The sequence below is a fragment of the Ancylobacter defluvii genome (assembly GCF_018390605.1).
Lineage (GTDB): Bacteria > Pseudomonadota > Alphaproteobacteria > Rhizobiales > Xanthobacteraceae > Ancylobacter > Ancylobacter defluvii.
The window spans coordinates 220,906-244,684 of sequence record NZ_JAHBGD010000024.1; the positions used below are offsets into that span (position 1 = coordinate 220,906).

The following is a 23,779-nucleotide window of genomic DNA, read 5'->3' on the forward strand; positions in this document are numbered from 1 at the left end:
AATGCCGTTGCTCACCACCTCCGATGGCTGCCGCGTGCATTACGAGGTGCGCGGCAGTGGCGCGCCGGTGGTGCTCATCCCCGGCCTCGGCGGCGACGGGCGGTTCTGGGAGCCAGTCGCCGAGCGGCTGGAGGACCGGTTCCGGCTCATCCTCGCCGATCATCGCGGCGCCGGCCGCAGCGATCGGCAGGACGGGCCGTACACGATCGAGCGGATTGCGCGCGACGTCGTGGAGATCATGGATGCTGAAGGATGCACGACCGCGCATCTGGTCGGCCATTCCACCGGCGGCACCGTGGTGCAGACGCTGGCTCTGGAGGCTGCCGAGCGGGTCGGGCGGATCGTCGTCTCGGGGAGCTGGCCGGGCCCGGATGCGCGGTTCCGCGCGCTGTTCACGGCGCGGCTCGCCTTGCTTGAAGCCAACCAGCCGGCCATCTACCAGGCCTTCACCCATGTGCTCGGCTACGACGCGGACTGGATCGCCGCGCATGAAGCAGAGCTCGACGCCGCCATCGGCCGGGCGGGCGAGGTACTGGCGCCGCTGGCGGTGGCAGCCGCCCGCATCCGCATGCTGCTGGCCTATGATCGCGCCGCCGATCTCGACCGCATCGCGGCGCCGACGCTGGTCATCGGCGCCCGCGACGACGAGATGATCCTGTTCGAACAGTCCGAGCGCATCGCCCGCGCCATTGCGGGTGCGGAACTCGTCGCGCTCGATGGCGGTCATTTCTACCCGCGCACCCGCGCCGAGCTGTTCGCGCGGCATGTGGATGATTTCCTGACCCGCTGAGCGGGTGGCTTTCGGCCCTCGCGCCGGGCGGGTGGCGACCCGTCCGGCGCAAAGTCCCGCCTCTCAGCTGGTGCCGAGATCGATGTTCTTCAGCGGCAGGTTCCGCACCCGCTTGCCGGTGGCGGCGAATACCGCGTTGAGCACCGCCGGCGCCGCCACGGCGATGGTCGGCTCGCCGACACCGCCCCAGAAACCGCCCGACGGCACGGTGATCACCTCGACCACCGGCATCTCGTCCAGCCGCATCACGTTGTAGGTGTCGAAGTTCTCCTGCTCGATGCGCCCGTCCTTCACCGTGCACTCGCCATAGAGCATGGCCGAGAGTCCGTAGACGAAGGAGCCGGCGATCTGCGCCTCGACCTGCTGCGGGTTCACCACATAGCCCGGATCCGTCGCCGCGACGATGCGGTGGATCTTGAGCCGGCCTGCCGACACCGATACCTCGGCCGCCGCCGCCACATAGCTGCCGAAACCCATCACCTGGGCGAGGCCGCGATGCACGCCTTCCGGCGGCTTGGTGGTTTCCCAGCCAATGCCCTTCGCCGCGGCTTCCAGCACGGCGAGGTGCTTGGGATGGTTTGCCATCAGCTTGCGGCGGAACACCAGCGGATCGACATTGGCCGCCTGCGCCATCTCGTCGATGAAGCATTCGAGATAGACGGCGTTCTGGTTGAGATTGACGCCGCGCCAGGCGCCCGGCCGGATGTGCGGATTGCGCATCGCATGGTCGATCAGCAGGTTGGGGATGGTGTAGCCGATCGCCATCTCCGCGCCATCCGGCATCAGCCCCTGGAAGGTGACCGGATCGCCGTTGGCGGTCATGATGGACGGGCGCATATAGGCCATGATCGACTGGCCGGAAATGCGCATGTGCAGCGCGTCGAGATTGCCATCCGCATCCAGCGAGCCACGCAGGCGGCACTGGGTGACGGGGTGGTAGCGCCCCTGCACCATGTCCTCCTCGCGGGTCCACATCATCTTGACCGGCGTGCCGGGAACCTGCTTGGCGATGAGCGTCGCCATGGTCACATATTCCGTCGTCAGCCGGCGGCCGAAGCTGCCGCCGATGCGCTTCACATGCACCTCGCAATTTTCGACCGGCAGGCCGGCGGCGGTCGCCAGCGCGGTCAGCGCCGCCTCGGCCACCTGCGTCGGGCCCCACATCTCGCAGCGCTCCGGCGTCCAGAGCACCGTGGCGTTGATGACCTCCATCGGCGCGTGGTTCTGATAGGGGAAGCCGTAATCCGCCTCGATAACCCGGCTCGACCTGGCCAGAGCGCCCTTGGCGTCGCCGGCACGGTTGCCGACATACTCGGTCTCGGCGCTCAGGCCCTCGCGCAGCATCTCGGCGATGGTCTCGCTGGAGACGTTGGCATTGGGTCCGTTGTCCCACTCGATGGGCAGGGCGTCGAGCGCGGTCTTGGCGCGCCAGAAGGTGTCCGCCACCACCGCCACCGTCTCGTCGTCAACGCGCAGCACATGCTTCACGCCGCGCATGCCGGACACCGCGGCGGCATCGAAGCTCTTCAGCTTGCCGCCATGCACCGGGCAGGCCTTGGGAATGGCGACCAGCATGCCCGGCATGGCGATGTCCATGCCGTAGACCAGCGAGCCGTCCAGCTTGTCGAGCGTGTCGAGCCGCTTGGCCGGCTGCCCGGCAATCGTCCAGTCCTTCGGGTCCTTGAGCGTGATGCCGGTCGGCGGCGCGATGCCGTTAGCGACCTCGGCGACCGCGCCATAGGTGGTCGAGCGGCCGCTCGCCTGATGGGTGATGACGCCCTTCGCCACGGTGCATTGTCCGGCCGGGACGCCCCAGCCCTGCGCAGCGGCCTGCACCAGCATGGAGCGCGCGGCGGCACCGCCCATGCGGACATATTCCTGCGAGCCGCGTATCGCGCGGGAGCCGCCGGTGGACTGGTCGCGCCAGACCCGGTCGCGCCGCCGGTTCTCACCGGGCTCGACCAGTTCGAAGCGCACCTTGTCCCAGTCGCATTCCAGCTCCTCGGCGACGAGCTGGGCGAGGCCGGTCAGCGATCCCTGCCCCATCTCGGCGCGGGCGATGCGGATGATGACGGTGTCGTCCGGCTGGATCACCACCCAGGCATTGACCTCCTTCACCGCGGCCTGCGCCACCGCGCGAACCGGCAGCGGGAAGGAAAACCCGAAGCTGAAGGCGCCCGCGGCGGCACCGGCGCCGGCAAGGAAGCCGCGACGGGAGAGCCGGCCTGTGCGGCTCGGCGAATTGGTGCGTTGCTGCATCGTCATCGACGCCTCCTCAACCGCGGTTCGTCATGCGCTCGGCGGCGAGCTTCACGCCGGCAAGCACCCGCGGATAGGTTCCGCAGCGACAGATATTGGTGATCTCGGCACGGATGTCGTCGTCGCTCGGGCTGGGGTTCTGCGCCAGCAGCGACGAGGCGGCCATGATCATGCCGACCTGGCAGTAACCGCACTGGGCGACGTCGAGCTCGGCCCAGACCTGTTGCACCGGATGCGGTGTCTCAGCGCCGAGCCCCTCAATGGTGACGATCCTGTTTTCTTCCGTCACGGCGCTGAGCGGTAGCGCGCAGGAGCGCGTCGCCACCCCGTCGAGATGCACGGTGCAGGCACCGCACTGGGCGACGCCGCAGCCATATTTGGTGCCGGTCAGGCCGACATGTTCGCGGATGACCCATAAGAGAGGCGTGTCTTCTTCGACATCCACCTCGACCACTTTTCCGTTGATGTTGAGCTTCGCCATCTCTCGCTCCCGGCTTGAGGATGAAGTTTCAGCTAGTTGGCGGCCGCCAATCCGGTGAGATAGGCGGTGATGCTGGCCCGGTCGGCGGCATTGGCCACCGACACCGTCATCGTGGTGCCTGGAACCATCGCGCGCGGATTGGCGATGAAGCTGTCGAGCTGCGCCGCGTCCCAGGTGACGTCGAGCTCACGCATTTTCGGCGAATAGCGGGCGCCCTCGACGCTGCCGGCCTTGCGGCCGACGATGCCGGCCAGCGTCGGGCCGATGCGGTTCTGGCCGGGCTGGAGGGTATGGCAGGAGGCGCAGCGCTGGCGAAACAGGCGCTCGCCGGTCGCGGCATCCTGGGCGGAAGCCAGACCCGGCGCGGAAATGGAAAGGAAAACCAAACTCAAGAAACCGATCGTGCGTTTCACACTCAATCCTGTTGTCCGGGGCGCCGACCAAACATGCGAGAGCGCGGGCGCCCGGCGATCGCGCAATGGACCACCGCCACGCACCCTCTCGGGGCATCGGCCTGCCAGAGACCGGCGCCCGTAGCGCCGGATATCCGCCTGTCTTTCCCCAACCCCGCGACAGATCGGAGGCTCTCTTTGGAACCGATAAACGCTAGATTAACCCAGGCTCGCGCGGACCATTAGATCGTCCAGCCTGCATAAGCCTATGCCTGCAATTCATGAATGACGTAGCGTCAGAACCGGGCGACGGCGAGCGTTGGCCGGTGTTTCAACCCCGGTATCGCAAGGCGTCCACCAGCACGGAGAAGGCGGCGGAGGGCTGCCGCCGGCTCGGGTAATAGAGGTGATATCCGGGAAATGGCGGGCACCAGTCCTCCAGCACCCGTACCAGCCGCCCATCCGCAAGATGCTCGAGCACCCTGTCCTCCATGACGAAGCCGAGGCCGAACCCCGCGACGGCGGCGGTGACGATCATGCGGATGCCGTTGAAGGCCAGCTGCCCCTCCACGCGCACGCGGATTTCGCGGCCGTCCTTCTCCAGCTCCCATGCGTAGAGGCCGCCCGAGCTCAACATGCGCAGGTTGATGCACTGGTGATCGGCGAGATCGTTGGGCGTGCGCGGTATGGGATGGCTCTCGAAATAGGCGGGCGCGCCGACCACCACCATGCGCAGATCCGGCCCTATCCGCACCGCCACCATGTCCTTGGCAAGCGCCTCGCCAAGGCGGACGCCGGCGTCGAATCGCTCGGTCACGATGTCGGTCAGGCTGGAATCGACGCTGAGCTCGACATGGATGTCGGGGTAGTTGGGCAGAAACCGCTCCAGCACCGGCCAGATGGCGGTTTCGACCGCATGCTCGGCGGCGGTGATGCGAATGGTTCCGGCCGGCTTCTCGCGCAATTCGCTCAACGAGGCGAGTTCGGCGCTGATGTTGTCCAGCGCCGGCCGCAATGTGTCGAGCAGGCGCTCGCCCGCCGTGGTCGGCGCGACGCTGCGGGTGGTGCGCGTCAGCAGGCGCACGCCGAGCTGGGATTCCAGCCGCCGGACGGTGTGGCTCAGCGAGGACTGGGACGTGCCGAGCCGGGCGGCGGCACGGGTGAAGCTGCGCTCCTCCGCCACCGCGAGGAACGCATTGAGATCGACCAGTTCCTCACGGCGCATTCATGAACTCCAGATATAGCTCCATGCAGTCTATGGCGTCTAATTCCGGGAATGGCTCACGAGTAGGTTATCGCCGTTAGCGGCGTGCACGAGGCGCCCGCGCAGGGAACATCGAGCGTGGTGCGGGTCGCCGCGCTCACGGAGTACCGATGATGAAGACCACCGGCTATGCCGCCCAGTCGGCCGACGCGGCGCTCGCCCCGTTCGACTTCGAGCGCCGCGAACTGCGCGCCGACGATGTCGCGATGGAAGTGCTCTATTGCGGCGTTTGTCATAGCGACCTGCATCAAGCCCGCAACGACTGGGGATGGAGCCAATATCCTATGGTTCCCGGCCATGAGATCGTCGGTCGGGTGATCGCGGTCGGCAATGCGGTCAAGCTCTACAGGATCGGCGATCATGTCGCCGTCGGCTGCATGGTCGACAGCTGCCGCGAATGCGACCAGTGCCGCAAGGGACTGGAGCAGCTCTGCCGCAAGGGAAACACCCAGACCTACAACGACAAGGATCGCTTCAGCTGCGAGCCGACCCATGGCGGCTACTCGAAGCATCTCGTCGTCCGCGAGGAGTTCGCGCTGCGCGTGCCCGACGGGCTCGATCTGTCCAAGGCGGCGCCGCTGCTATGCGCCGGCATCACCACCTATTCGCCGTTGCGGACCTGGAATGTCGGCCCCGGCAGCCGCGTCGGCGTGATCGGCCTGGGCGGCCTCGGCCATATGGCGGTGAAGCTCGCCGCCGCCATGGGCGCCGACGTGACCGTGGTAAGCCGAAGCAAGGACAAGGAAGCCGACGCGCTGACGCTCGGCGCCGACCGCCTCCTGCTGTCGTCCGACACTGAAGCGATGGCCGAGGCGGCGAACGGCTTCGACCTGATCATCGACACCGTCCCGGTCAAGCACGACATCAATCCCTATCTGCCGCTTCTGGATGTCGACAGCACGCTGGTCCTGGTCGGCCAAGTCGGGCCGCTCGCCGAGCCGTCCACCGTGCCGCTGCTGCTCGGCCGGCGGCGGATCGCCGGCTCTCCGATCGGCGGTATTGCGGAGACGCAGGAAATGCTGAACTTCTGCGCCAAGGCGGGCGTCCTCCCCGATGTCGAAATGATCGGGATCGATCAGATCAACCAGGCCTTCGAGCGGCTTGAACGGGCCGATGTCCGTTACCGCTTCGTCATCGACATGGCCACCCTGCCGGCGTCGCCGGCCAGCGCGGCCTGAGTTGGAAGAAGAGAGTGCCGCCGCGTCGGCAACGGCGCGCGGCCACACCAAAAAGCCGTCCGGAGGAAGCGCCATGAAACCCCATGTCATCTGCCACATGATCTCATCGGTGGACGGGCGGCTTCATCCCGGCCGCTGGAGCGCCAGCCCGGACGGCAGCCGCGGCCAGTGGTCCGACGTCTATGAGCGCCTGCACGCGGCATTCGAGGGCGACGGCTGGATCGTCGGTCGCGTGACCATGGCGGAAATGGCCGAGAGCGGGCCGCATGCGCCGGTGGAACCGGGCGCGGTGGAGCGACCATCCCATTTTGCCGCGCGCGAGGCCGGCAGCTTTGCCATCGCGGTCGATCCGGCCGGCCGGCTGCATTTCGACGGCGGGGACATGAGCGGCGACCATGTCGTGGTGCTGCTGGGGCCAGGCGTGCCGGACAGCCATCTCGCCGAGCTCGCGGCGGACGGGGTCTCCTACATCGTCGCCGATACCGAACCGATGGATCTGCGGGCGATGCTCGACGTGCTCGGCCGCGAGCTCGGCATAGGTCGGCTGCTGCTGGAAGGTGGCGCGGCCGTCAACGGCTCCTTCTTCGCCGCCGGACTGGTCGACGAACTCAGCCTCATCGTCGCGCCGGCGGTCGACGGCCGGCTGGATAGTCCCGCGATCATCGCCGCCGGCGAGAGCGGGCTTGCCGGCAAGGTGCAGCTGTCGCTCACCTCCTGCACCGCCCTGGAACATGGGCTTGTACATCTGCGCTACGCGGTGCAGACGACTGAAACCTGACGGCTTATCCGGCTCTACCTCCGGCCGCCGCCGGAAGTGCAGCTTCCGAGACACAACGGCAGACGCCATGACCGCCGAACCCGATATCGTCATCGTTGGAGCCGGTGCCGCCGGCATCGGCGCCGCGCGCCGGCTGGCCGGGTCCGGCCTGTCCGTGCAGGTGATCGAGGCCTTGCCGCGCACCGGCGGACGCGCCTGGACCTGCAAGGCCGCCGGCGTCCCCCTCGACCTCGGCTGCGAATGGCTGCATTCCGGCGACCGCAATCCGTGGACGCGCATCGCCGGCGAGGCCGGCTTCACGGTGGATCGCCGCCCGCCGGCATGGGGAACCCAGTATCACGATCTCGGCTTCCCGTCGGAGGAGCAAGAGGAGGCCGACCGCGCCTTCACCCAATGGAACCAGCGTCTTGCCGCCCTCGCCGGCACCAGCGATCGCGCGGCAGACGCGCTCGAGCCGGGCGGGCGATGGAATCCCTATCTGCAGGCGCTGAGCGGCTTCATCAGCGGCGACACGCTGGAGCGCATCTCGGTCCAGGATTATGCCGCCTATGACGCCGCCTCCACGGGCCAGAACTGGCGGGTGATGGAAGGCTACGGCACGCTAATCACCGCGAGCCTTCCCGACGGCGCCGCCCTCCGCCTGGCCACGCCGGTGGAAGCGATCGGGCTGGAGGGATCCGGCGTGCGGCTCGCCACCCCGGCGGGCACCATCAATACCCGGCTGGCGATCCTCACCGTATCGACCCATGTGCTGGCGAGCGACGCCATCCGGCTGCCGCCGGCGCTCGACCCATGGCGCGAGGCCGCCGCCCGCCTGCCGCTCGGCCGCGACGAAAAACTGTTCCTGGAGATCGTCGGCAACGGCCCCTTCGCGCCCGAAAGCCACGTGACCGGCGACCCGCACGACGCGGCGACCGGCGCCTATTACATCCGCCCCTTCGGCTGGCCGGTGATCGAGTGCTTCCTCGGCGCCGATGGCGCGCGCGCCGTTTCGCTGGAAGGCGCCGATGCCGCGTTCGAGCGGGCGATCGGGCAGATCGTCCGCCTGTTCGGCGCGCAGGCACGGCGCCACCTCCGGCCTTTGGTGGCATCCGACTGGTTCGGTACGCCCTCGATCGGCGGCGCCTACAGCCATGCCTTGCCGGGACAGGCGGCGGCGCGCGGCGAACTGGCGCGGCCGTTCGACGGCCGCCTGCTCTTCGCCGGCGAGGCGACGCACGCGACCGATTTCTCGACCGCGCACGGCGCCTATGAAAGCGGGCGGCGTGCCGCCGAGCAGGCGATCGCCATCCTGCAACCGGATCGCCGGTCCTAGGAGACGGGCCAGCCACGACACATGCAGGTCATGGCTGCCCCCCGCGGTCGATCAGCCCGGATTGCCATCCGCCGGCCGTGGGCCGGCGAGATAGGCGTCGTCGGCGACCTTCTCCATCCAGGTGACCACGTTGCCGTCGAGAGCCTCGGCAATGGCGAAATGCGTCATCGCCTCGTTGGCGGCGGCTCCGTGCCAATGCCGCACCTGCGGCGGAATCCACACCACATCGCCGGGCCGTACCTCCTCGATCGGGCCGCCTTCCTTCTGCACCCAGCCCCGGCCGGAGATGATGAACAGCGTCTGGCCGAGCGGATGCGTATGCCAGGCGGTGCGAGCGCCCGCCGCGAAGGCCACGGTGGCGCCACCGATGCGCGCCGGCGCGTCGCTCTGGTAGCGCCCGGACACCCGCACCTCTCCGGTGAAATACTCGGCCGGACCCGGCGTTCCGGCGCCGGGCGTGGCGCGGACGATCCGCAGATCGACCGGGGCCTGGGTCAGGGCTGGGGCCGGGGCATTGGCGGACGCGGCCGCCTCGCGGCTGGCGAACACACGCTGCAGCACGGGCACCGCCGACATCGCGCGCGGCCAGCCGGCATAGAAGGCGATGTGCGCCGCCACCTCGGCCGCCTCCGCACGGGTCAGCCCGTTGTCCATCGCGCGATTGGCGTGGAACGGAAGCTGCTCCGGCTGGCCGATGGCGATGAGGGCCGCCATGGTGACGAGGCTGCGGTCGCGCGGCGCCAGCTCCGGCCGGCGCCACAGATCGCCGAACAGCACGCGATTGGTGAGATCGGCGAGCGCCGGCGCTGTCGGCGCCACCGCGGTATCGACGGTGGCGGTGCGCGCGGCTTCCGCCGCCGCCTCCAGCTCGATCCGCGCCGCGTCACTGTCGACGACCGCGCCGATCTTGCGCTCGTCGAACACTTTCTTGATCTCGGCGACGGCGGAGATCGCGTTCGGCCAGCCGGAATAGAAGGCAAGCTGGGTCACCAGTTCGCCGATCTCTTCCGGCGTCATGCCGTTGTCGAGCGCGCGGCGCACATGGCTGCCGATCTGCGCGGTCTTGCCGGTCGAGACCAGCGTCGTCACGGTGACGAGGCTGCGGTCGCGCGGGGCGAGCGCCCCGCTGGGCCAGACCTCGCCGAACAATATGTCGTCGGTGAAATGGCCGAGACCCGGGGCGACGTCGTACACCGCCGGCGGCGCGACGCGCGGATTGCGGCGCTCCTGTGCATCGGCGGCGGTCGCGGCGAGCGCCGAGATCGCGACGGTGGCTGCAATGTTCCTCATGAAAACGCCTCCTTCAGGGGTGGGAATGCCGGGATGGGGCTCAGCGATGCTCGGGGAGCACCGGGAGCGGGGATGAACGCCGGCCGCGCCTCGGGATCAGCGCCAGGGCGTAATGTGCGAGCGCGGCATAGAGCCCGATGATCGATAGGTAGTTCACGAAGAAGCGCGGCGTCTCTTCGTTGAAATCCCACATGTCGAGCGTGGTGTGCAGCAACAGCTTCGAGCCGAAGGTCATCGCGAAAGAGTTCTCGATGCCGAAGGCAGCGATCACGCCGGCAACCACGCGAAGCGCCCAGCTGCGCAGCGGTCGCGCCCCCACGAGGCCGAGCGCATGGCGCACAACATTCATGACGATGGACCAGTTCAGGCCGAGGTGAAGGCCGAGAACCGCCACCGCCCAGTAGGCGGCAAGCTTGTGGATCTGCCGGACGGCGACATCGTCATCGAGAGCGAACGCGGTAAGCAGCGACCGCGAAACGATCAGGCTGGTGATCGCCAACGCCAGCATGACGGCCAGAAACGACAGGTTGACCGCGATGCCGATCCGCCTCCGCGTGTCGTAGCGGCCGTCGAACAACGCGCGATACCAGCGCCGGTTGAAGACGGCATGGGCGATGAGCAGCAGGAACAGCCCTGTCCCCATGAGCTCATGCGCCAGATTGTCCAGCCAGTAATAGGCCAGGCAGGCAAGCAGCAGCCCCATGCCGATCAGATCGAGCATCAGGCGCAGCAGGAAGCGGTGGCTCAGCATGTGCCGTGCCCTTCGCAATGACGCGGGAACAACACCGGCGCGCGCCGGATGCACCTAATCGAACGCGGTCATGTCCCTGAAGGTGAACATGTATTCGCTCTCCGCCCGCGACTGGTGGCAGGACTGGCAACGCGCGGTGTTCTCGCTGGTATTGATCGAGCGGTCGGGCCAGAACCACTGGAACTGCCAGTCGCCGGTGCGCCGCCGCGGCTCGAAGTCCGCGCCCCAGCCCTCGCCCTTCTGCATGACGAAATAGCGGTGGATCTTGCCGTCCCGATAGTCGGCCAGCACGACATGCGTGCCGGCGGGGACCGGGCGACCCTTCTTGACGGCTTCGATTGCCTCGCGGCTGGTCAGCATGTGCTCGGTGACCTCGCCGCGCGTCACCGTCGTATAGTGGACGAGCTGATCGATGTTTTCGGGAAACACCACGCGCGTGCTCTCGGCATGAACCTGCCAGCCGGCAAACAGGGCGACGCCGAATACCGGAATGATCGGCAACAGGTACCTGGAGATGTTCCGCATGGACGTCCTCTTCCGTGGTAATCGATCGTAGCGAGGCGGCGCCTGCCGGCGTGCCGGAGGTTCAGGCGGCATGGGAAGGCCCGGCCCCGGAAATCAGCCGTGCGCACAGCAGGCTGCCCACGCCGGTCACGGCGATGACGGCGGCCATCGGCCACGGCGTGCCATCGGCAAGGGCACCGACCAGCGCCGAGCCCAATATGCCGCTGCCGTAATGGATGGCGCCGATCAGCGCCGAGACGGCGCCGGCGCGTTCCGGGAAGCCGGCAAGCGCGCCGACAATCGAGTTGGCGACGATGAAGCCGGTTGCCGAGACGAAGAAGAACAGCGGGATGACCAGCCCCCAGAGCCCGCCCCAGCCGATCGAGGTCGTGCCGGCGAGAGCCATGCCGGACAATGCCGCCGCGGCCGTTCCCCACAGCAGCAGCCGGTCGCTGCCGAAGCGCAGGACCAGCCGGGAGTTGAGCATGTTGGTCGCCATGATGCCGACGATGCCGACGGCGAACAGCGCGCCGTAAAGCGCGGCCGGCACATGGTGGTAGGAGATGTAGGCGAAGGGCGTGCCGGCGATATAGGCAAACATGCCGCCATAGAAAAAGCCGCCTGCGCCGGCATAGCCGAGCAGCCGGCGATGGCGCAGCAATTCGCCATAACGCAGCATCGCCCTGCCGAGCGGCGACGGATTGCGCTGCGCCGGCGGCAGGGTCTCGGGCATCCGCAGCACCGCCACCAGCGTCGCCAGCCCGACGCCGACCAGCGCCCAGAAGATGGCATGCCAGCCCGCGACGGCGAGGATCTGTCCCCCCAGCAGCGGGCCGATCAGCGGCGCGATCGCCATCACCGTCATCAACCGCGACATCATCTGCGCCGCGCGCGGGCCGGCATAGAGATCGCGAACCATGGCCCGCGCCAGCACCACCCCGGCACTGGCGCCGACGGCCTGCACCACGCGCCAGCCGATCATGGTCCAGGCATCGTAGGACAGCGCACAGCCGGCCGAGCCAACGATGAACAGCACCAGCCCGATCGCCACCGGCCAGCGCCGGCCGTAGCGATCGCTGACCGGGCCCCATAGAAGCTGGCCGATGCTGAAGCCGACGAGATAGCCGGAAACCGTGAGCTCGATGGTGCCGGCATCGGCGCCGAGCGCCCGGCTCATGGCCGGCATGGCCGGCAGATAGAGATCGGTCGAGACCGAGGCGAAGCCCATCAGCGCGCTCAGCGTGCCGAGCACGCGCCAGCCGTGCCGGCCCGCCTCGGATCGCGCCGCGCCGCTGGTGCCGACCGTCGCCGCGGCTTCGGCCGCATCGCCGGGAAACACGTCGGCGGCCAGCGGCGCGGCGGCGTATGCGCGCTTGTCTTCGTCGGGATCGGCCAGCATCGGCGTCACAGTTCCTGCGCGGTCGGCCGGAACAGGATCTCGTTGATGTCGACCTCCTCCGGCTGGCTGATGGCGAACGCGACCATGCGCGCGAAGCTCTCCGCCGGAATGGCGTAGGCCTCGTAGAAATCCTGAATGCCGGCGGCGACGTCGGCCTCGGTGATGCTTTGCGGCAGCTCGGATTCGACCGCACCGGGCGAAATGATGGTGGTGCGGATATTGTACGGCTTCACTTCCTGCCGCAGGCCCTCCGACAGCATGCGCACCGCCGCCTTGGTGGCCGCATAGACCGCGCTGCCCGGCCGGACCTTGTGGCCGGCGACCGAGGACACGTTGATGATGTGCCCGCTCTTCTGCGCCTTCATGTACGGCAGCGCGGCGGCGATGCCGTACAGCACGCCCTTCAGGTTGACGTCGATCATCCGGTCCCAGTCGGCGATCTTGCCGCGCTCCAGCGGCGAGTGCGGCATGAGGCCGGCATTGTTGAGGATGACATCGACCCGCCCATGCGCGCTCACCGCCGCATCGACGAGATGCTGCACCTGGCCGGCATCGGTCACATCGGTCTGGACCGCCGCGCCCGCACCGATGTCCAGTTCGCGCGCCAGCGCCTGCAGCCGGTCGAGCCGGCGGGCGCCGAGAACCAGCCGGGCGCCCCGCGCGGCGAGATAGCGGGCGGTCGCCTCGCCGAGGCCGCTGCTGGCCCCGGTGATGACGACGACCTTGCCGTCGATATTCTCCGTCATGTCCTTCATCCTTCCATCTTCGGTTCCGTCGGCGGCGCCAAGCCCCACCTGGCGTGCGCCCGGCACGCGCCACGCCCGCTAGAGGGGAGCTTCGATCCTCGCCATCCATTGCGTGACGCGGGCGAGCGTCTCGCGCTCCTGGTCGGCCCGCAGCACGAACGGGTCGAGCACCCGCGCCCGGGGTGCATGCGCCGCGACGACGGCGAGGCTGTCGCCGGGGCCATAGCCGCCGTGAGTGATGAACGGCACCAGCGTCTTTCCCGACAGATCGTGCCGGGAGAGAAAGGAGCGGATCGTCGCCGGGGCACTGGTCCCCCAGATCGGGAACCCCAGGAACACCGCGTCATATGACGCGATATCGGCCACGTTGCGCGCCAGCGGCGGCTCATAGCCGCTGGCGCGTTCGCGCGTCGCCTGACGCACCGTCTCCTCATAGTCTTCCGGGTAGGCGGATGCCGGCAGGATCTCGAAAAGCTCGGCATCGTGCACCCGCCGGATCTGGCGGGCGACGACGCGGGTATTGCCGGTTCTGGACAGATAGGCGACGAGGATCCGCGCGCCTCCCCTCGCTTGCCGAACCGCCGCGGACTTGGCGGGCACGGTCAACCCGGCCGCCAGCGGCCACGACAGCGCGCCGCCAAGCGCCGCGCGCCGTGACATCGCTCCGATGTTGCCCTTGTCCATCCGCGTGCGTCCTGCGCCGGTCAGCGCCCCGTGGTCGCCATCAGGTGCGCGGGATAACGCTCGCCCTCGATATGGATTTCGCCGGCCGCGCGCGCGATCTCGGCCAGATCGCTCGCATTCAGCGCCACCTCCGCTGCTGCGGTGTTCTCCTGCAGGCGATGCAGCTTGGTGGTGCCGGGGATCGGCACGATCCAGGGCTTCTGCGCCAGCAGCCAGGCAAGCGCGACCTGCGCCGGCGTCGCCCGCTTCTCACCGGCGATCCGCTTGAGCAGGTCGACCAGCGCCTGGTTCTTCTGCATCGCCTCCGGGGTGAAGCGGGGCAGGATCTTGCGGAAATCATTGTCTTCGAGCTTGGTATCCTTGGTCATCGCGCCGGTCAGAAAGCCCTTGCCGAGCGGGCTGTAGGCGACCAGGCCGATACCGAGTTCCTCGCAGGCCTGCAGGATGCCGTTAGTCTCCGGGCCGCGGGTCCAGAGCGAATATTCGTTCTGCAGGGCGGTCACCGGCTGCACCGCATGCGCGCGGCGCACGGTCTGGGCCCCCGGCTCGGACAGGCCGAAATGCTTGACCTTGCCGGCGGCGATCAGGTCCTTCACCGCTCCGGCGACGTCCTCGATCGGCACGTCAGGATCGACGCGATGCTGGTAGAGCAGATCGATGACATCGACGCGCAGGCGCTTCAGCGACGCTTCGACAGCCTCGCGAATACGCTCCGGGCGGCTGTCCAGTCCGGCCTGCTTGCCGTCGGCGAACTTGAAGCCGAACTTGGTGGCGATGACCACCTTGTCGCGGACCGGCGCCAGAGCCTCGCCGACGATCTCTTCATTGGTGAACGGGCCATACACCTCGGCGGTGTCGAAGAAGGTGACGCCGAGGTCGACGGCCTCGTGGATGAGCCGGACGCTATCGCTCTGGCTGAGGGCGTGCCCATAGCCGAAATTCAGCCCCATGCAGCCGAAGCCTATCGCCGAGACCTCGAGGCCACTTTTACCGAGTGAACGTTTTTCCATCGTTCGTCTCCCGAATAGGTACAGACGCAGCAGTGCCGCTGCATCGGCCGGGAGAATAGGCGCCGCGCCGCCCGGCGATTAGAGGCCGCAAACGGCATGACGTGATATCGCCCGTTCATGAATGGCGCAGACGACCCGGCATCCGGCATGCGGCCGCCAGCTCTTGCCGATCCGTCGCCACCGCGCGGCGCCGGCATCCGTTTCCGCGCCATTTGCTCCGGCAGGTCGCTTGCGCCGGCGACCTCCCGGCAAGCGTTCCGACACCCCGATCTCCGAGCTGAATCAAGGTATTATAAAACCTTTATCGGGCAAAATTTACCGGGCGTTAACCATCCCGCGCTCATGCTCGCATCCGAGTCGGCCTCACTGAGAGGATGCGGCAGCTGGGCAAGGCGATCATGCTGACGAGACCGCAACAGCCGCGAAGCGGATGGAGGCAAGGCCTCGGCTCTTCCGTTGCCGTGCTTGCGGTCCTGCTCGCCGCACCGGCCCGCGCCGCCGATATCGTCTGCGATCTCACCGCCGCGGCGCTGAGCTGCGCGGGATCGGCGACCGGCGCCGACTCCACCGCCATCGGCGAGAGCGCGGAAGCGACGCAGGACGGCACCACCGCCATCGGTCAGGGCGCCAAGGCATTCGGCAGCAATGCCAGCGCTTTCGGCCAGCTCTCGGTGGCAAACGGGGTCTCGTCCACCGCCGTCGGCCAGAACAGCGCCGCCAACGGCGCCTCGTCCACCGCCGTCGGCCGCAACGCCGCCGCCAATGCCGACCAGGCCACCGCGATCGGCACCGATGCCGCCGCCAATGCGGTGGCGGCCACCGCCATCGGCCAGGGTTCGAGCGCCAACGGGCTGAACGCCACCGCCATCGGCCAGGGCGCCAACGCCAATCTCGACTACACCACCGCGGTCGGTTCCGGCGCGGCCGCGCAAGGAACCAATGCCTCGGCTTTCGGCTATGGCGCACAGGCCAATGCGACCGGTACCACCGCCCTCGGCCAAGGCGCCAGCGCCGGCAAGGAGCAGGCCACCGCCGTCGGCCAAGGGGCGGCCGCCAATGGCACCGGTTCGACCGCGCTCGGCCAGCAGGCGATCGCCAATGGCGATTCATCGACCGCGCTCGGCCAGAACGCCACCGCCAATGCCGAAGGCGCCACCGCCGTCGGGCGCATCGCCGCCGCCAATGCCGCGAGTTCCACCGCACTCGGCTGGAACGCGACGGCGAACGGGGTCGGCTCGACCGCGCTCGGCCAGGGCTCCATTGCCGCGTTCCAGGGCTCGACGGCAGTCGGCCAGGGCGCCAATTCCTCGGCCGCCAACGCCACCGCCATCGGCACCGCCGCCAACGCCTCGTTCGAGAACTCGACGGCCATCGGCAGCGGCGCGGCGACCACCCGCGCCAGCCAGATCGCGCTCGGCACCTCCTCCAGCACCTATACGATGCCGGGCCTCACCTCCTCGGCGAGCCGGGCGGCACAGTCCGGCGCGGTGCAGATCGTCACCACCGACGCCGCCGGCAACCTCGCCACGGCGCCGTTCAGCGACATGTACAATCTCGAGAACGTCTATCAGCAGATAGACCGCGTGCAGGAAGGCGTCGCCATGGCGCTCGCCATGGACACCCCGAACCTGCCCTCCGGCAAGGACATCGCGATGAGCGCCCAGTGGGGCACCTTCGGCGGCCAGAACGCGATGGCGTTTTCCGGCATTGCGCGGCTGATGGACGATACGCTGTTTCTCACCGGCGGCATCGGCTTCGGCCTCCAGGAAGGCACGGTCGGCGGCAAAGCCGGATTGGTGATGGCATGGTGATCCTGCGCGTCGCTCTGCTCGGGCTCGCCACGGGCACCGGGATCATGCTGGGATGGCCGGCGCAGACCAGCCAGCCGGCTGGCTTCGTCACCGCGACGGCGCCGGAGCCGGTCGTGCCCGCCCTGCCTGCCGCCGCGCCGGTGCTGACGCCGGTCTCGACCTCGGGCGCCGTGCCGGGCGAAAAACTGCACACCCCACCCGCCCCGGTGCTGCTTGCCCTGCTGCGCGGCACGCTGGCCGCCGTCAATCAGGCCAATGTCACCGGCAATTATTCGGTGCTGCGCGACCTTGGCGCCCCGGCCTTCCGCGAAAACTACAATGCCGCCGAGCTGGCCGACCAGTTCCGGCCATGGCGCGACAACGCGCTCGATTTCGCCGCCATCCTGCTGCTCGACGCCAAATTGTCGCGACCGCCCTCCATCGACACGAACGGCAACTTGCGGCTCAAGGGCTATTTCCCGACCGCGCCGCTGCGCATCGGCTTCGACCTCGGCTTCGAGGCGATCGGCGGCAACTGGCGGCTGGCGACGATTTCTGTCGATGCGCGCAAGCTGGAGGCCGGCGATGACGAGATCGCCATGGCCCGGCCCAAGGCTGTCGCGCGCCCTGCTCCGCCGCCGGTGAAAGTCACGACGGCGCCCATCACGCCCGTGCCTGTCACCAAGCCCGCCGCGAGCCCTGCGCCCGCCCCGTTCGCCATGGGCCAGCCGCCCCGGACCGGCAGCTGGTGGAACTGACCGAGGCACCCGGCGCGGCGGTCAGGCCCGAGGTCATCCCCGCCCGAAGGCGAAGCGGATGGCGAGGTTGAGGCTGGCGGGCAGCACCGACATATGCGTCTCGCCGGGCACCAGCGTGTAATCGGTGTGCAGGCCGGGAACCGCGGCGAGGCGCTCGGCCATCAGCCGGGTGTTGTCGACGATGCGGCTCTCCTCGAAGGCGGCGAGGCGCTTGGCCTCGTCTTCCGCCCCGATCTGGAATGGCGCCAGCGCCTGCTCGTATTCGCCGGCGATCAGCAGCGCCTTTCCGTTCGCCGGGCGCTGCTCGGCGATGAACGCCTCGGCCGCGCGCACGATGCCGGCGCCTTCCCACCAGATGGCCGGGCTCGCCGAAATCCAGCAGGAGAACGCCTCCGGCCGGCGGAACAGGGTGTGCAGCACGAACAGCCCGCCGAAGGAATGGCCGAGGATCGCCTGCCGGGCGGGGTCGATCGCCACGCGGCGGGCGATCTCCGGCTTCAGCTCGTCCTCGATGAAGGCGAGGAAGTGGTCGGCACCGCCGGTGCGCACCTCGGGACCGTCCGGCGTGTAGGGCGGATAGCTCTGGCCCGGCGGCGGCCCCATGTCCCAGCTGCGCCGGAGCCCGTCATAGGCGCCGTCCACCGGGTAGCCGATGCCGACCATCACCCCCCAGCCGATGCCGGTGCCGAGCGGCCAGGCCGCCTGGACCCGCATGATGTCCGCCGCGGTGCCGGCGACCGCATTGGCGTCGAGATAATACAGCACCGGCCACCCGCCCTCCGGCGCCTCGCCCGGCGGGCGGTACAGGAAGATGCGCCAGGGCGCGCCGCCCGCGCGGGAGGCGATGTCGAAGGTGACGGTGTCTGGGATCGCTACGGATGCCGATGCGAGGGTCATGACGCATTCTGCTTTCGGGACAGGAGCCAGAGGAAGGCCGGGGCGCCGATCATCGAAGCGACGAGGCCGGCCGGCATCTGCCAGGGGAACGCGACGACGCGGCCGGCGAAATCCGCCAGCACCATGATCAGCCCCCCGAGGAGCGCGGCGCCGTACAGCTCCGGCAGCGGACGCCGCAGGCCGATGAGCCGCGCCAGATGCGGTGCCATCAGCCCGACGAAGGACAGCGGTCCGACGAGCAGCGTCGCCATTGCCGTCGCCACCGCGGCGAGCACGAGCAGCAGCAGCCGGCTCAGCGCCGGCGGCACGCCGAGGGCGCGCGTCGCGGCGGCTCCCAGCGGCAACATGTCCAGCCAGCGGGCCAGCAGCGGCAGCAGTGCCAGCACCAAGGCGGCGGCGGCGAGGCTGGCGGCCGCCGTCGCCGCCCCCATGCCGTAGGTCGAGCCCGCCATCCAGTTGAACAGCAGCACGGCGCGCGGGTCGCCGCTCGCCATCAGCACGCTTACCAGCGCGTCGAGCAGCGCGCCGACGGCGATGCCGACCAGGATCACCCGCTCCGGCGCGCCCCGCGCGGTGCGGCCGAGCGCCAGCAGGGCGAGCAGCGCCAGCAGGGCGCCGAGCGAGGCGGCGGCGGTTTGCTCCACCGGCCCGAAATCGGCCAACAGGAACAGCGCGACGGTGAGGCCGCAGGCGGCACCGGCGCTCACCCCCATCACTTCCGGGCTTGCCATGGGGTTGCCGGTCATGCGCTGGAGCAGGCAGCCGGCAACGGCGAGCAGCATCCCGCCCGCCAGCGCCGCCAGCGCCCGCGGCAGGCGCAGGCTCCAGAGCGAGGCCGGATCGCCGGGCCACGCCAGCGACCATCCGTCGAGACCGGGCCCAAGACTGACCGAGACGAGGATCGCCAGCACCAGCAGCCCGGCGACGAGTGCCAGCACCCGCGCCGGACGAACACCGCCGGATCCGGCACCGGTGGGCAGCCCGGCCAGGGCATGCGGCGGCAGCCGCAGGCGCGGCACCAGCCACAGCAGCAGCGGTGCGCCCAGCAGCGCGGTGACCGCGCCGGTGGGCAGCATCTCGCCATAGGCACCCGCGGCGAGTTGTACCCCCTGGTCGGTCGCCCACAGCAGCACGGCGCCGAGAAGCGCCGAGACCAGCAGTTGCGCTCCCGCCCGGCGCGCGCCGCTGATGCGCGCCAGCGCAGGCGCGGCCAGCCCGATGAAGCCGATGCAGCCGACGGCGGCCACCACGCAGGCGGTAAGCGCCACCGCCACGAGGAGCGCGCCGAACCGCGCCGCCACGAGCGACAGCCCGAGGCTGCGGGCGCTGGCATCGTCGAGCCCGAGCAGCGCCAGCGGCCGCACCAGCAGCGCGGCGGCGAGGCCGAAGGCGGCGAGGCGCGGCGCCAGGAACGCCGGTTCCGACCAATCCTGCTGGCTCAGCGAGCCCGCCCCCCACAGGAACAGGCCGGCGAGGTAGTGGCTGTTGAACAGGGTGATCGACGCAGCGAGCGCGGCGCAGGTGAGGCTCGTCACCATGCCGGCGAGGATCACCACCAGCGGCGAGAAGCCGCTGCGCCGGGAAAGCAGCAGCACCATGGCGAGGGCGAGCACGCCGCCGCCCAGCGCCACCCATTCCCGGCCGAAGCCGATGAGGCCCGGCGCCCAGACCAGCCCCGCCGCCAAGGCGAGATTGGCGCCGGCCTCGATGCCGAGCGTGGTCGGCGAGGCGATGGGATTGCGCAGCACCTGCTGCAGCAGCGCGCCGGCAAGACCGAGCGCCGCCCCGGCGAGCAGGCTGACCGCCAGCCGCGGCGCGAAGCTGTAGGCGACCAGCATCTGCGCCGGGGACAGCGCGTCCGGCGCCAGAAAGGCTCCCCACCACAAGGCCGCCGGCAACCGCGCGGCGAGGTTGCCGATGGTGGCACCGATGGCGAGGAGGCCGAGCAGGATCACCAGGCCGGCCGGGCCGAAACGGCGCAGGCATCTCGCGACGCCGCCGGCGGGAAGCCGCTGGGCGGCGAGTTCAGCCATTGCCCCTCTCCTCCGCGAGCACGCCCGCCAGCAGGCGGGCGAAACGCATGGCCGAGGGCAGCATGCCGAACATCAGCGCCGCCGGCATGCGCTGCACCTGGCCGGCCCGCACGAAGGGCAGGCTGTTCCACAGCGGGCTCTCCGCCAGCCGGGCCAGCGTGTCAGGGGAGATCGGCTCGAGATAGACCAGCCGGCTCGCCGGGCTGTCGGCCAGCGCCTCGATGCCGACGGTGTTGAACCCCCAGTAATTGCTCGGCCGCGTCCAGCCATTGACGAGGCCGCAGCGCTCCATCACGTCGCCGAACAGGCTGCCGGCGCCGTAGACGCGCACATGGCGGGTATCGAGGAAGCTCACCACCATGATCGGCCGCCCGGCGACGCCGCTCTCGGCGAAGCGCCGCCGCAGCGCCGCCATCTCCGCCTCGGCGCGGGCGACCAGCGCCTCGCCTTCCCGCTCGCGCCCGAGGATGGTGGCGAGCGCGCGGGTGGCGGTCACGCTGCGGTCGAAGGGATGGCCGACCGGCGGCGCGTAGATGGAGAATTCGCGGGTCGGCGCGATGCCTTCGAGCAGCGGCCGGATGCCGGCGAGATAGGGCGTGGTGACGATGAGGTCCGGCCGCAGCGCGGCGAGCAGTTCGAGATTGGGCTCGCGGTCGGTGCCGATATTCACGGTATCGGCAGGCAGCGCCGGCTCGACCACCCAGTCCCCCCATCCGCCGGGGTCGGGCAATGCGATGGGAGGCAGGCCGATCTCGATGAGGGTTTCGGCAAGGCCGAAATCCATCGAGACGATCCTGCGCGGCGGTCGAGCCGGCACTTCGGCGCGCGCCGCACCCGCCAGCAGAGGGTGAGCGAGCGCACCGAGACAGAACCCGCCGCGCAGCACCGCCCGGCGGGAAGGAGGCGTCGGCTTGGTCACCAGCGATACTTCACACCGGCGAGGACGGTGCGCGGCGCACCGAGATAGCAATAGCCGGCATCGCAGGTGACATATTCCTCGTCGAGCAGGTTCTGGGCGTTGACCTGGAAGCTCCAGCCCTTGAACTTCTCGTTGAGCACGCCGAAATCGTAGCTCAGCTTGGCATCGACGAGGGTGTAGGCGTCGTTCTCGAAGCTGTTGAGCGAATCGCCCCAGGTCGCGCCGGTGTAGCGCACGCCCGCGCCGAGGCCGAGGCCGGCAAGCTTGGAGCCGGGCTGGAACTGGTAGTCCGCCCACAGCGCGAAGGCGTTCTGCGGCTGGCCCGAGGGCGTCAGCCCGATCGTCGTCGGGTCGCCGGCGACATTGGTGAGGTCGAGATAGGTGTAGGCGCCGCGCAGCCGCAGCCCGGCGCCGAGATTGGCCACCGCTTCCAGTTCGAAGCCGCGGGCGCGCACCTCGCCGGTCTGCACCTGGTAGAGCGGATTGGTGTCGTCGGTGACGAGACCGTTCTCCTGGTTGATCTGGAACACCGCGGCGGTGAAAAAGCCGTCGAAGCCGGCCGGCGCGTATTTCACGCCCGCCTCGATCTGCTTGGCCGTCGTCGGCGAGAAGGGATCGCCGTTGATGTCGACGCCGAGATTGGGCGCGAAGGAGGTGGAGTAGGTGACGTAGGGCGCGATGCCGTTGTCGAACAGATAGGTCAGGCCGACGCGGCCGGTGAACTCGCTGTCGTCATTGTTCTCGGTGGTACCGTTGAGCAGGTCGTCATCCTTGGTATCGACCCAGTCCTGCCGGCCGGTCAGGGTGAGGATCCAGCGATCGAGCTGCGCCTGCTCCTGGATGTAGAGCCCGGTCTGGTTCTGCTTCTGCTTGTAGCGGGAGTAGTTGAAACCGGGATCGTAGGTCGGGCCGAGCGGCTGCCCGGTGTTGAAGTCGAAATCGGAAGCGGTGCCGAAGCCGATGCCGCCGTCGAGCGACAGATAGGTGTAGTCGAGGCCTACAAGCAGCTTGTGCTCGACGGCGCCGGTGACGAAGTCGGCCTGCACCTGGTTGTCGACGGCGAAACTGTCGAGGATGTCGTGCACGTAGCCGGTGCCGCGCGTGCCGATATTGGTGTCCGGGTCGATGCCGTACAGGCTGGTGTAGCGGACCGTGGTGTCGGCGTTGCCGTAGCGCAGGTTCTGGCGGAAGGTGAAGATGTCGTTGAACTCGTGCTCGGCCGAATAGCCGACGCGCCACTGCTCCTGCGGCTGGCTGTTGTAGTCGCCGGGTGTGCGGCTGAAGGTCTCGGTGCCGGTGCCGTCCCAGCCATAGAAGGGCAGCGAGGCCGGGGTCTCGGATTTCTGGTATTCGCCGAGGAAGGTGATCTTGGTCTGCTCGCTCGCCTTCCAGGTCAGCGCCGGGGCGATGTAGGTCATGTCATTGACGCCGCCGCCGAGCGTGTTCGGCGAGCCGGCATCGCGCAGCAGGCCGGTCAGGCGGTAGAGCCACTGGCCATCCTTGTCGAGCGGGCCGCCGACGTCGAACTGGCCCTGCCACCAGTCGTAATTGCCGCCCTGTACCTCTACCTCGCCGAAGGCTTCCTCGGTCGGGCGCTTGGAGGTGACGTCGACCAGGCCTCCCGGCGAGCCGAGGCCATAGAGCGCCGAGCTCGGACCGCGCAGCACGGTGATGTTTTCGACGCCATAGGGCTCGATCTTGAACACCGACATGTTGGCGCCCGGCCAGCGCAGTCCGTCGCGATAAATGCCGCTATAAGTGGTGTCGAATCCCCGGATGGTGAAAACGTCGAAGCGCGGGTCGTAGCCACTCTGGCCGGTGCGCACGCCCGGCGTATAGGCCACCGCCTGGGTCAGCGACTGCACGTTGCGGTCGTCAAGCTCCTGGCGGGTGACCACCGAGACCGATTGCGGCGTCTCGATCAGCGGCGTGTCGGTCTTGGTGCCGGCGGTGCTGCGGGTGGCGACATAGCCGACCGTGCCGTCGCCGCTGCCCTGCACGGCGATGGTGTCGAGCTCGATGCCGACGGTCTCGCCGGAACTGGCCGCCGAGGCGGCGGGATCGACGATGGTCACGCGGTTCGGCGCGGTGAAGCGATAGCTGAGGCCGGTGCCGCGCAGCAGCGCGTCCAGCGCCTGCTGCGCGCTCATGGTCCCCGAGACGGCGGAGGAACGCCGGCCGCCGAACTTGGCGGTATCGAAGAACACCCGCACCCCGGCCTTCTGCGCGAAGGCGAGCACGGCGCCGTTGAGATCCTGCGCCGGGATGTCGAAGGCGATCCGCGCGGGAGCGATGCTTGCCGCCGCCTGCGAAGAGGCTTGCGACGGGGCCTGCGTCTGGGCCTGGGCGCGCTGCATCGGCGCCCCGAGGGCCACCGCCGCCACGCCGAGAACGAGGGCATGGCTGGCCGTGCCGCCGAGATAATGCCGCCGCAGGCGCTGCGCGCCGCCAGTCACCCGAAGCCTCATCGATCGTCCTTCCCTGCCAGATCGTGCAATCGCCGCGCTAGCCGGCTCGCGCCGGCTCGCAGGAAGGAAGACA

General features: G+C 69.2%; 21 protein-coding genes. 6 read left to right on the plus strand and 15 right to left on the minus strand.

The features are described from left to right. Window position 1: 1 nt before the first annotated feature. Window positions 2–790 (plus strand): alpha/beta fold hydrolase, encoded by a 789-nt coding sequence (locus tag KHC24_RS17290; protein ID WP_213364563.1) that lies wholly within the window; start codon window positions 2–4, stop codon window positions 788–790. A gap of 63 nt (window positions 791–853) precedes the next feature. Here the strand turns inward: KHC24_RS17290 and KHC24_RS17295 are convergent, their stop codons facing one another. The 4 genes from KHC24_RS17295 to KHC24_RS17310 form a co-directional block, all read right to left on the minus strand. Continuing rightward, the gene (locus KHC24_RS17295; RefSeq protein ID WP_373878591.1) at window positions 854–3,049 is read right to left on the minus strand and encodes a xanthine dehydrogenase family protein molybdopterin-binding subunit; all 2,196 of its coding nucleotides are present in this window, start codon (window positions 3,047–3,049) and stop codon (window positions 854–856) included. A 16-nt stretch (window positions 3,050–3,065) separates the two neighbouring features. Beyond that, window positions 3,066–3,530, minus strand: a complete 465-nt coding sequence (locus KHC24_RS17300) for a (2Fe-2S)-binding protein (protein WP_213364565.1) — start codon at window positions 3,528–3,530, stop codon at window positions 3,066–3,068. Window positions 3,531–3,562: 32 nt separating this feature from the next. Then, window positions 3,563–3,922, minus strand: coding sequence for a c-type cytochrome (locus KHC24_RS17305; RefSeq protein WP_213364566.1), 360 nt, complete (start codon window positions 3,920–3,922; stop codon window positions 3,563–3,565). Between the two features lie 331 nt (window positions 3,923–4,253). Continuing rightward, a complete protein-coding gene (locus tag KHC24_RS17310) occupies window positions 4,254–5,147 on the minus strand; it encodes a LysR substrate-binding domain-containing protein (RefSeq protein ID WP_213364567.1) in 894 nt (297 codons plus the stop codon). Between the two features lie 152 nt (window positions 5,148–5,299). Between KHC24_RS17310 and KHC24_RS17315 the strand changes: the two genes are divergently transcribed. The 3 genes from KHC24_RS17315 (at window position 5,300) to KHC24_RS17325 (ending at window position 8,457) form a co-directional block, all read left to right on the plus strand. After that, the gene (locus KHC24_RS17315; protein ID WP_213365168.1) at window positions 5,300–6,364 is read left to right on the plus strand and encodes an NAD(P)-dependent alcohol dehydrogenase; all 1,065 of its coding nucleotides are present in this window, start codon (window positions 5,300–5,302) and stop codon (window positions 6,362–6,364) included. 73 nt (window positions 6,365–6,437) lie between these two features. Then, window positions 6,438–7,142, plus strand: a complete 705-nt coding sequence (locus tag KHC24_RS17320) for a RibD family protein (RefSeq protein WP_213364568.1) — start codon at window positions 6,438–6,440, stop codon at window positions 7,140–7,142. A 67-nt stretch (window positions 7,143–7,209) separates the two neighbouring features. Continuing rightward, window positions 7,210–8,457 carry a flavin monoamine oxidase family protein gene (locus tag KHC24_RS17325; RefSeq protein ID WP_213364569.1) on the plus strand — a complete coding sequence of 416 codons (1,248 nt, stop codon included), beginning with the start codon at window positions 7,210–7,212 and terminating at the stop codon, window positions 8,455–8,457. A 51-nt stretch (window positions 8,458–8,508) separates the two neighbouring features. On the opposite strand, the gene KHC24_RS17330 is transcribed toward KHC24_RS17325, so the two are convergent. The 7 genes from KHC24_RS17330 to KHC24_RS17360 form a co-directional block, all read right to left on the minus strand. Next, window positions 8,509–9,747, minus strand: coding sequence for a (R)-mandelonitrile lyase (locus KHC24_RS17330; RefSeq protein WP_213364570.1), 1,239 nt, complete (start codon window positions 9,745–9,747; stop codon window positions 8,509–8,511). 40 nt (window positions 9,748–9,787) lie between these two features. Continuing rightward, window positions 9,788–10,498: a DUF4405 domain-containing protein gene (locus KHC24_RS17335; protein WP_246547099.1), complete on the minus strand. Its 711-nt coding sequence runs from the start codon at window positions 10,496–10,498 to the stop codon at window positions 9,788–9,790. Window positions 10,499–10,552: 54 nt separating this feature from the next. Beyond that, window positions 10,553–11,023: a cytochrome P460 family protein gene (locus KHC24_RS17340; protein ID WP_213364571.1), complete on the minus strand. Its 471-nt coding sequence runs from the start codon at window positions 11,021–11,023 to the stop codon at window positions 10,553–10,555. 61 nt (window positions 11,024–11,084) lie between these two features. Next, window positions 11,085–12,401: a multidrug effflux MFS transporter gene (locus KHC24_RS17345; RefSeq protein WP_213364572.1), complete on the minus strand. Its 1,317-nt coding sequence runs from the start codon at window positions 12,399–12,401 to the stop codon at window positions 11,085–11,087. A gap of 5 nt (window positions 12,402–12,406) precedes the next feature. Beyond that, window positions 12,407–13,147 carry an SDR family oxidoreductase gene (locus KHC24_RS17350; RefSeq protein ID WP_213364573.1) on the minus strand — a complete coding sequence of 247 codons (741 nt, stop codon included), beginning with the start codon at window positions 13,145–13,147 and terminating at the stop codon, window positions 12,407–12,409. Window positions 13,148–13,225: 78 nt separating this feature from the next. After that, on the minus strand, window positions 13,226–13,831 hold the full coding sequence (locus KHC24_RS17355) for a flavodoxin (protein ID WP_246547101.1): 606 nt from the start codon (window positions 13,829–13,831) through the stop codon (window positions 13,226–13,228). Between the two features lie 20 nt (window positions 13,832–13,851). Next, window positions 13,852–14,841: an aldo/keto reductase gene (locus KHC24_RS17360; protein WP_213364574.1), complete on the minus strand. Its 990-nt coding sequence runs from the start codon at window positions 14,839–14,841 to the stop codon at window positions 13,852–13,854. Between the two features lie 461 nt (window positions 14,842–15,302). Between KHC24_RS17360 and KHC24_RS17365 the strand changes: the two genes are divergently transcribed. Next, window positions 15,303–16,652 carry a YadA-like family protein gene (locus tag KHC24_RS17365; RefSeq protein ID WP_271180602.1) on the plus strand — a complete coding sequence of 450 codons (1,350 nt, stop codon included), beginning with the start codon at window positions 15,303–15,305 and terminating at the stop codon, window positions 16,650–16,652. Then, entirely contained in the window at window positions 16,646–17,389 is a 744-nt protein-coding gene (locus KHC24_RS17370) for a hypothetical protein (RefSeq protein ID WP_213364576.1), read from the plus strand. The genes KHC24_RS17365 and KHC24_RS17370 overlap by 7 nt, the downstream gene beginning before the upstream one ends. A 33-nt stretch (window positions 17,390–17,422) precedes the next feature. Here KHC24_RS17370 and KHC24_RS17375 read toward each other — a convergent pair whose 3' ends face one another. The 4 genes from KHC24_RS17375 to KHC24_RS17390 are packed head-to-tail and all read right to left on the minus strand — an operon-like array spanning window position 17,423 to window position 23,706. Further along, a complete protein-coding gene (locus tag KHC24_RS17375) occupies window positions 17,423–18,286 on the minus strand; it encodes an alpha/beta hydrolase (RefSeq protein WP_213364577.1) in 864 nt (287 codons plus the stop codon). Further along, on the minus strand, window positions 18,283–20,319 hold the full coding sequence (gene fhuB / locus KHC24_RS17380; RefSeq protein ID WP_213364578.1) for a Fe(3+)-hydroxamate ABC transporter permease FhuB: 2,037 nt from the start codon (window positions 20,317–20,319) through the stop codon (window positions 18,283–18,285). The genes KHC24_RS17375 and fhuB overlap by 4 nt, the downstream gene beginning before the upstream one ends. Continuing rightward, entirely contained in the window at window positions 20,312–21,238 is a 927-nt protein-coding gene (locus KHC24_RS17385) for an ABC transporter substrate-binding protein (protein WP_213364579.1), read from the minus strand. Before KHC24_RS17385 ends, fhuB begins: the two co-directional genes overlap by 8 nt. Then, the gene (locus KHC24_RS17390; protein ID WP_213364580.1) at window positions 21,235–23,706 is read right to left on the minus strand and encodes a TonB-dependent siderophore receptor; all 2,472 of its coding nucleotides are present in this window, start codon (window positions 23,704–23,706) and stop codon (window positions 21,235–21,237) included. Before KHC24_RS17390 ends, KHC24_RS17385 begins: the two co-directional genes overlap by 4 nt. Window positions 23,707–23,779: the final 73 nt, after the last annotated feature.